The sequence below is a fragment of the Pseudomonas sp. 05T35 genome, from assembly GCF_056396605.1.
In genome coordinates this window covers 1-9,156 of record NZ_JBFTLU010000154.1, presented here as the reverse complement: position 1 = coordinate 9,156, position 9,156 = coordinate 1, and the positions used below count along the sequence as shown (strand labels likewise).

The following is a 9,156-nucleotide window of genomic DNA, read 5'->3' as shown; positions in this document are numbered from 1 at the left end:
GCCATAGACTTCTCGCCACGCTTACGGGCGAAGTCTACCAACCAGCGCATTGCCAGAGCGTTACGACGGGACGGACGAACTTCGACCGGAACCTGGTAAGTAGCACCGCCTACACGGCGCGACTTCACTTCGACCAGCGGAGCGATGGCGTCGAGAGCTTTCTCGAAGATTTCCAGGGGATCGCTGTTCTTGCGTTCTTTAACCTTTTCCAGCGCGCCATAAACGATACGCTCGGCAACGGCTTTCTTGCCGCTTTCCATCACGTGGTTCATGAACTTGGCCAGGATTTGGCTTCCGTATTTTGGATCGTCAAGCACTTCGCGCTTGGCTGCTACGCGTCTTCTTGGCATGGATAAGCCCTCAAACGGTCTTCAGGTTCGCTCGGAATCGGTGCCCTTTCGGGACGCCTCCGACCTTACTCTTATCGACTCAGAAAATAGATAATTCAGTGTTTACAAAAAGCCGCTACTACTTAGGCTTCTTGGTACCGTACTTCGAACGACCCTGGTTACGACCTTTAACGCCGGAAGTATCCAAAGAACCGCGTACGGTGTGGTAACGAACACCTGGCAAGTCTTTTACACGACCGCCGCGGATCAGTACCACGCTGTGCTCTTGCAGGTTGTGGCCTTCACCGCCGATGTACGAGGAAACCTCGAAACCGTTGGTCAGACGCACACGGCATACTTTACGCAGTGCCGAGTTAGGTTTTTTCGGCGTGGTGGTATACACACGGGTGCATACGCCACGACGTTGCGGGCAGTTCTGCAGCGCAGGCACGTCGGATTTCTCGACGATACGCTTACGCGGCTGACGTACCAGCTGGTTGATAGTTGCCATCTACTAGCTCCACTGTTGTCTTGCGACGCTATTGTCTTGCAAGAAAAGCAAAATGGCAGGAACGAATTCCCGCCAAATTTAGGGGTACAAGAGTCTAAAGAGGATCTTGTCCCCAGTCAAGGCAAGGCCCCGACCTCCCCGCTCATCCAATCTCGACAAATTGTCTCGATTCGATGAACGGGGGCGCCAGGGCCCCACACTTATTTATCGCAGAACTCAGTTACCGCTCGAGTTCAGCGCTTCGGTCAGTGCAGCTTCCACTTCACTGGCGCTTACGCGCAACGGTTTGTCAGCATCACGGCGGCGTTTGCGCTCGCTGTGATAAGCCAGACCGGTACCTGCCGGGATCAGACGACCCACGACCACGTTTTCTTTCAGGCCGCGCAGGTAATCGCGCTTGCCGGTTACCGCCGCTTCGGTCAGTACGCGAGTGGTCTCTTGGAAAGAGGCCGCCGAGATGAACGATTCGGTGGACAACGACGCCTTGGTGATACCCAGCAGAACGCGAGTGAACTTGGAGACGAACTTGTCGTCAGCAGCCAAACGCTCGTTCTCTACCAGTACGTGAGTCAATTCCATCTGGTCGCCCTTGATGAAAGTGGAATCGCCGGATTCAGCGATTTCAACTTTACGCAGCATCTGACGCAGGATGGTCTCGATGTGCTTATCGTTGATCTTCACGCCTTGCAGACGGTAAACGTCCTGGATCTCGTTAACAATGTACTTGGCCAGCGCACTCACACCCAGCAGACGCAGGATGTCGTGTGGATCGCTCGGGCCGTCGGAGATAACTTCGCCGCGGTTTACCTGTTCGCCTTCGAAGACGTTCAGGTGACGCCACTTCGGAATCAGCTCTTCATACGGATCGCTACCGTCGTTCGGGGTAATGACCAGACGGCGCTTGCCCTTGGTCTCTTTACCGAACGCGATGGTGCCGCTGACTTCAGCCAGAATCGAGGCTTCTTTCGGTCGACGGGCTTCGAACAAGTCGGCAACACGCGGCAGACCACCGGTGATGTCACGGGTCTTCGAAGTCTCTTGCGGAATACGAGCGATAACATCACCGATCGCGATTTTCGCACCGTCCGCCACACCGACCAAGGCGTTGGCAGGCAGGAAGTACTGAGCGATTACGTCGGTACCCGGCAGCAAGAGATCCTTGCCATTGTCATCAACCATCTTCACGGCAGGACGGATGTCTTTACCGGCAGCTGGACGGTCTTTGGCGTCGAGTACTTCAATGTTGGTCATACCGGTCAATTCGTCGGTCTGACGCTTGATCGTGATGCCCTCTTCCATGCCTACGTAGGTCACGGTACCTTTCATTTCGGTAACGATTGGGTGAGTGTGCGGATCCCACTTGGCCACGATTGCGCCAGCGTCGACCTTGTCACCTTCTTTCACCGAGATCACAGCACCGTACGGCAGCTTGTAACGCTCGCGCTCACGACCGTAGTCATCAGCGATTGCCAGCTCACCGGAACGGGACACAGCAACCAGGCAACCATCCACTCGCTCAACGTGCTTCAGGTTGTGCAGACGGACGGTACCGCCATTCTTCACCTGAACGCTATCGGCTGCGGAGGTCCGGCTTGCCGCACCACCGATGTGGAACGTACGCATCGTCAGCTGGGTACCCGGCTCACCGATCGACTGGGCAGCGATTACGCCGACAGCTTCACCGATGTTCACCTGGTGACCACGAGCCAGATCACGGCCGTAGCACTTGGCGCAAATGCCATAACGGGTTTCGCAGCTGATCGGCGAACGCACGATCACTTCGTCGATGCTGTTCAGCTCGATGAATTCAACCCACTTCTCGTCTACCAGAGTGCCGGCAGGAACGATGATTTCCTCGGTACCTGGCTTGAATACGTCACGGGCGATAACACGACCCAATACGCGCTCACCCAACGGCTCTACAACGTCACCGCCTTCAATGTGCGGAGTCATCAGCAGACCGTGTTCGGTGCCGCAATCGATCTCGGTTACAACCAGATCCTGCGCCACATCTACCAGACGACGAGTCAGGTAACCGGAGTTCGCAGTTTTCAACGCGGTATCCGCCAGACCTTTACGAGCACCGTGAGTCGAGATGAAGTACTGAAGTACGCTCAAACCTTCACGGAAGTTCGCAGTAATCGGCGTTTCGATGATGGAACCGTCCGGCTTGGCCATCARGCCACGCATACCGGCGAGCTGACGGATCTGCGCAGCAGAACCCCGTGCGCCCGAGTCGGCCATCATGTACATCGAGTTGAAGGACTCTTGTTCGACTTCGACGCCATGACGGTCGATGACTTTCTCTTTCGAGAGGTTCGCCATCATCGCCTTGGAAACTTCGTCGTTCGCCTTGGACCAAAGGTCGATCACTTTGTTGTACTTCTCGCCCTGGGTTACCAGGCCGGAGGCGTACTGACTTTCGATTTCTTTCACTTCGTCGGTGGCAGCACCGATGATGCGGGCTTTTTCATCCGGGATAACGAAGTCGTTAACACCGATGGAAACGCCGGAAATGGTCGAATAGGCAAAACCGGTGTACATCAACTGGTCAGCGAAGATCACGGTCTCTTTCAAACCAACCACGCGGTAGCACTGGTTGATCAGCTTGGAGATCGCCTTTTTCTTCATCGGCAGGTTGACGACGTCGTACGACAGACCTTTTGGCACAACCTGGAACAACAGCGCACGGCCGACAGTGGTGTCGACGATACGGGTGTTGGTCACGCTGCCGCCGTCACGGTCGTTGACGGTTTCGTTGATCCGTACTTTAACCTTGGCGTGCAGTGCGGCTTCGCCGGCACGGAACACACGGTCAACTTCTTGCAGATCCGCGAACACACGACCTTCGCCTTTGGCGTTGATCGCTTCACGAGTCATGTAGTACAGACCCAATACAACGTCCTGCGACGGAACGATGATTGGCTCACCGTTGGCTGGCGACAGAATGTTGTTGGTCGACATCATCAACGCACGCGCTTCCAACTGGGCTTCCAGTGTCAGCGGTACGTGCACGGCCATTTGGTCGCCGTCGAAGTCGGCGTTGTACGCGGCGCAGACCAGCGGGTGCAGCTGGATAGCCTTACCTTCGATCAGAACCGGTTCAAATGCCTGGATACCCAGACGGTGAAGGGTCGGTGCACGGTTGAGAAGCACTGGGTGYTCGCGGATAACTTCAGCGAGAACGTCCCAAACTTCCGGCAGCTCGCGCTCGACCATCTTCTTGGCAGCTTTGATGGTGGTAGCGAGACCACGCATTTCCAGCTTGCCGAAAATGAACGGCTTGAACAGCTCGAGAGCCATTTTCTTCGGCAGACCGCACTGGTGCAGACGCAGGGTCGGACCTACGGTAATTACCGAACGACCGGAGTAGTCAACACGCTTACCGAGCAAGTTCTGACGGAAACGACCTTGTTTACCCTTGATCATGTCAGCCAGGGATTTCAGAGGACGCTTGTTGGAACCGGTGATAGCGCGGCCACGACGACCGTTGTCAAGCAAGGCGTCGACGGCTTCCTGCAACATACGCTTTTCGTTGCGCACGATGATGTCCGGAGCGGACAGATCAAGCAGGCGCTTCAAGCGGTTGTTACGGTTGATCACTCGACGATACAGATCGTTGAGGTCGGAAGTCGCGAAACGACCGCCATCCAATGGGACCAGTGGACGCAGATCTGGCGGCAGAACCGGCAGAACGGTCAGCACCATCCACTCTGGCAAGTTGCCGGAACCCTGGAAGGCTTCCATCAACTTCAGACGCTTGGACAGCTTCTTGATTTTGGTTTCGGAGTTGGTTTGCGGAATTTCTTCACGCAGACGGCCAATCTCGTGTTCCAGGTCGATAGCGTGCAGCAGTTCACGGACAGCCTCGGCACCCATGCGGGCATCGAAATCGTCGCCGAACTCTTCCAGCGCTTCGAAGTACTGCTCGTCGTTGAGCAGCTGACCTTTCTCAAGGGTGGTCATGCCTGGATCGATAACGACATAGCTCTCGAAGTAGAGAACACGTTCGATATCACGCAGGGTCATGTCCATCAGCAAGCCGATACGCGACGGCAGCGATTTCAGGAACCAGATGTGGGCCACTGGCGAGGCCAGTTCGATGTGCGCCATACGCTCACGACGAACTTTTGCCAGCGCGACTTCAACGCCGCACTTCTCGCAGATCACACCACGATGCTTCAAGCGCTTGTACTTACCGCACAGGCACTCGTAATCCTTTACCGGGCCAAAGATCTTGGCGCAGAACAGGCCGTCACGCTCAGGTTTGAACGTACGGTAGTTGATGGTTTCCGGCTTTTTAACTTCACCGAACGACCACGAACGGATCATCTCAGGCGATGCCAATCCGATACGGATGGCGTCGAACTCTTCGACTTGACCCTGGTTTTTCAGCAAATTCAGTAGGTCTTTCAAGGCCTTTCCTCCTGGCGGAGCAGAGAGCGGGCAATCCTGCCCCGCTCTCATTCGCGTCACGTGTTATTCGGTTTCCAGATCGATATCGATGCCGAGGGAACGAATTTCCTTGATCAACACGTTGAAGGACTCGGGCATGCCCGGCTCCATACGGTGATCGCCGTCCACGATGTTTTTGTACATCTTGGTCCGGCCGTTCACATCGTCCGACTTCACTGTGAGCATTTCTTGCAGAGTGTATGCAGCACCGTATGCTTCCAGTGCCCAGACCTCCATCTCCCCGAAACGCTGACCACCGAACTGCGCCTTACCACCCAGCGGCTGCTGGGTAACCAGGCTGTACGAACCGGTAGAACGAGCGTGCATCTTGTCGTCTACCAAGTGGTTCAGCTTCAGCATGTACATGTAGCCAACGGTAACCGGGCGCTCGAACTTGTTGCCGGTACGGCCGTCAGTCAGCTGCATCTGGCCGCTTTCCGGCAGGTCTGCCAGTTTCAGCATGGCCTTGATTTCGCTTTCCTTGGCACCGTCGAACACCGGAGTGGCCATCGGCACGCCGCCGCGCAGGTTCTTCGCCAGATCCAGGATTTCCTGGTCGGAGAAGGTGTCCAGCTCTTCGTTGCGGCCGCCGATTTCGTTGTAGATCTCGTGCAGGAACTTGCGAAGGTCAGCAACCTTGCGCTGCTCTTCGATCATACGGTTGATCTTCTCGCCCAGACCTTTGGCCGCGAGGCCCAGGTGGGTTTCAAGGATCTGACCAACGTTCATACGCGAAGGTACGCCCAACGGGTTGAGGACGACGTCGACCGGGGTGCCATTGGCATCGTGCGGCATGTCTTCAACCGGCATGATCACGGAGACCACACCCTTGTTACCGTGACGACCGGCCATCTTGTCGCCCGGCTGGATGCGGCGACGGATTGCCAGGTAAACCTTGACGATTTTCAGCACGCCTGGAGCCAGGTCATCGCCCTGCTGCAGTTTGCGCTTCTTGTCTTCGAACTTGTCGTCCAGCAGACGGCGGCGATCAACGATGTAGGCCTGAGCCTTCTCGAGTTGCTCGTTCAGAGCATCTTCAGCCATGCGCAGTTTGAACCACTGGCCGTGCTCAAGACCGTCGAGAACTTCGTCGGTGATTTCCTGACCTTTCTTCAGACCGGCGCCGCCTTCGGCTTTATGGCCGACCAGAGCGGAACGCAGACGTTCGAAAGTAGCACCTTCAACGATACGGAACTCTTCGTTCAGGTCCTTGCGGATCTCGTCGAGTTGAGTCTTCTCGATCGACAGTGCACGAGCATCACGCTCAACGCCGTCACGGGTGAAGACCTGTACGTCGATGACAGTACCCTTGGTACCGGTAGGTACACGCAGGGAAGTGTCTTTAACGTCGCTGGCTTTTTCACCGAAGATCGCACGCAACAGCTTCTCTTCCGGAGTCAGTTGGGTCTCGCCTTTCGGAGTGACCTTACCAACCAGGATGTCGCCTGCGCCAACTTCAGCACCTACGTAAACGATACCGGCTTCGTCCAGCTTGTTCAGTGCAGCTTCACCCACGTTCGGGATGTCTGCAGTGATTTCCTCTGGCCCAAGCTTGGTGTCACGCGCCACACAGGTCAGTTCCTGGATGTGGATCGTGGTGAAGCGGTCTTCCTGAACCACACGCTCGGACAGGCAGATGGAGTCTTCGAAGTTGAAGCCGTTCCATGCCATGAACGCGATGCGCATGTTCTGACCCAGAGCCAGTTCACCCATGTCAGTGGACGGACCGTCGGCCATGATGTCGCTACGCTGAACCCGATCACCCTTGCTCACCAGCGGACGCTGGTTGATGCAGGTGTTCTGGTTGGAGCGGGTGTATTTGGTCAGGTTGTAGATGTCGACACCAGCTTCGCCGGTTTCAACTTCGTCATCAGCAACGCGAACCACGATACGGCTGGCATCAACGGAGTCGATCACGCCGCCACGACGAGCCACGACGCAAACGCCGGAGTCGCGAGCCACGTTACGCTCCATGCCGGTACCTACCAGCGGCTTGTCAGCGCGCAGGGTTGGTACAGCTTGACGCTGCATGTTCGAACCCATCAACGCACGGTTGGCGTCGTCGTGCTCGAGGAACGGGATCAGCGACGCTGCAACCGAAACTACCTGCTTCGGCGATACGTCCATCAAGGTGACGTCTTCCGGCGCCTTGACGGTGAACTCGTTCAAGTGACGAACAGCTACCAGCTCGTCGATCAGGACTTTCTTGTCGTTCATCGTGGCCGAAGCCTGAGCGATCACGTGATCAGCTTCTTCGATGGCGGACAGGAAAACGATCTCGTCGGTGACCAGAGCGTCTTTCACCACGCGGTACGGGCTCTCGAGGAAGCCGTACTGGTTGGTGCGCGCATAGGCGGCCAGGGAGTTGATCAGACCGATGTTCGGACCTTCCGGCGTTTCAATCGGGCACACACGACCGTAGTGAGTCGGGTGTACGTCACGAACTTCAAAGCCGGCACGCTCACGCGTCAGACCGCCTGGGCCGAGTGCAGAGACACGACGCTTGTGGGTGATCTCGGACAGCGGGTTGTTCTGGTCCATGAACTGGGACAGCTGGCTCGATCCGAAGAACTCTTTCACCGCCGCAGCCACTGGCTTGGCGTTGATCAGGTCTTGCGGCATCAGGCCTTCGCTTTCAGCCATCGACAGACGCTCTTTGACCGCACGCTCAACACGTACCAGGCCAACACGGAACTGGTTCTCGGCCATTTCGCCTACGCAGCGAACACGACGGTTACCCAGGTGGTCGATGTCATCGACGATGCCTTTACCGTTACGGATGTCGACCAGAGTCTTCAGTACCGCGACGATGTCTTCTTTGCACAACACGCCCGAACCTTCGATCTCGGTACGACCGATACGACGGTTGAACTTCATCCGGCCGACCGCAGACAGGTCATAGCGCTCAGGGCTGAAGAACAGGTTGTTGAACAGGGTCTCGGCTGCGTCTTTGGTTGGCGGCTCGCCAGGACGCATCATGCGATAGATCTCGACCAGCGCTTCCAGTTGGTTGCTGGTGGAGTCGATCTTCAGTGTGTCGGAGACGAACGGACCGCAGTCGATATCGTTGGTGTACAGAGTCTCGATGCGAACGACCTGGGCCTTGGCGATTTTCGCCAGGATCTCGGTGTTCAGCTCGGTATTGCACTCTGCCAGGATTTCGCCGGTAGCCGGATGCACGATGACCTTGGCGGTAGTGCGACCCAGGACGTAGTCCAGAGGCACTTGCAGCTCTTTGATCCCGGCTTTTTCCAGCTGGTTGATGTGACGAGCGGTGATACGACGACCTTGCTCGACAATAACCTTGCCTTTGTCATCCTGAATATCGAGGACAGCGATTTCACCGCGCAGGCGCTGAGGCACCAGTTCCAGGCTGAGGTTTTCACCTTGCACGTGGAAGACGTTGGTGGTGTAGAAAGCGTCCAGCACTTCTTCAGTGGTATAGCCGAGCGCGCGCAGCAGTACCGATGCAGGCAGCTTGCGACGACGGTCGATACGCACGAATACGCAGTCTTTCGGGTCGAACTCGAAGTCCAGCCACGAACCGCGGTAAGGAATGATCCGCGCGGAGTACAGCAGTTTGCCGGAGCTGTGCGTCTTGCCACGGTCGTGGTCGAAGAACACGCCCGGGGAACGGTGCAGCTGGGAAACGATTACACGCTCGGTACCGTTGATTACGAAGGTACCGTTCTCAGTCATCAGGGGGATTTCACCCATGTAGACTTCTTGCTCTTTGATGTCCTTGATCGCTTTGTTCGACGATTCTTTGTCGAAAATGATCAGGCGCACTTTTACCCGCAAAGGTACGGCGTAAGTCACACCGCGCAATACGCATTCTTTGACATCAAATGCCGGTTCGCC

General features: G+C 56.4%; 4 protein-coding genes. All 4 read right to left on the bottom strand.

The window, feature by feature from the left end; translation table 11 throughout:
• Nucleotides 1-350 (bottom strand): 30S ribosomal protein S7 (rpsG, locus tag AC1DH9_RS13965; RefSeq protein ID WP_477808312.1); only part of this gene is annotated, 350 nt, incomplete at its 3' end.
• Nucleotides 351-468: 118 nt separating this feature from the next.
• Nucleotides 469-840, bottom strand: a complete 372-nt coding sequence (gene rpsL / locus AC1DH9_RS13960) for a 30S ribosomal protein S12 (protein WP_002555494.1) — start codon at nucleotides 838-840, stop codon at nucleotides 469-471.
• Nucleotides 841-1,056: 216 nt separating this feature from the next.
• Nucleotides 1,057-5,256, bottom strand: coding sequence for a DNA-directed RNA polymerase subunit beta' (gene rpoC / locus AC1DH9_RS13955; RefSeq protein ID WP_054594278.1), 4,200 nt, complete (start codon nucleotides 5,254-5,256; stop codon nucleotides 1,057-1,059).
• A gap of 63 nt (nucleotides 5,257-5,319) precedes the next feature.
• The coding region (gene rpoB / locus AC1DH9_RS13950) for a DNA-directed RNA polymerase subunit beta (RefSeq protein WP_477808311.1) at nucleotides 5,320-9,156 on the bottom strand (3,837 nt) is incomplete at its 5' end.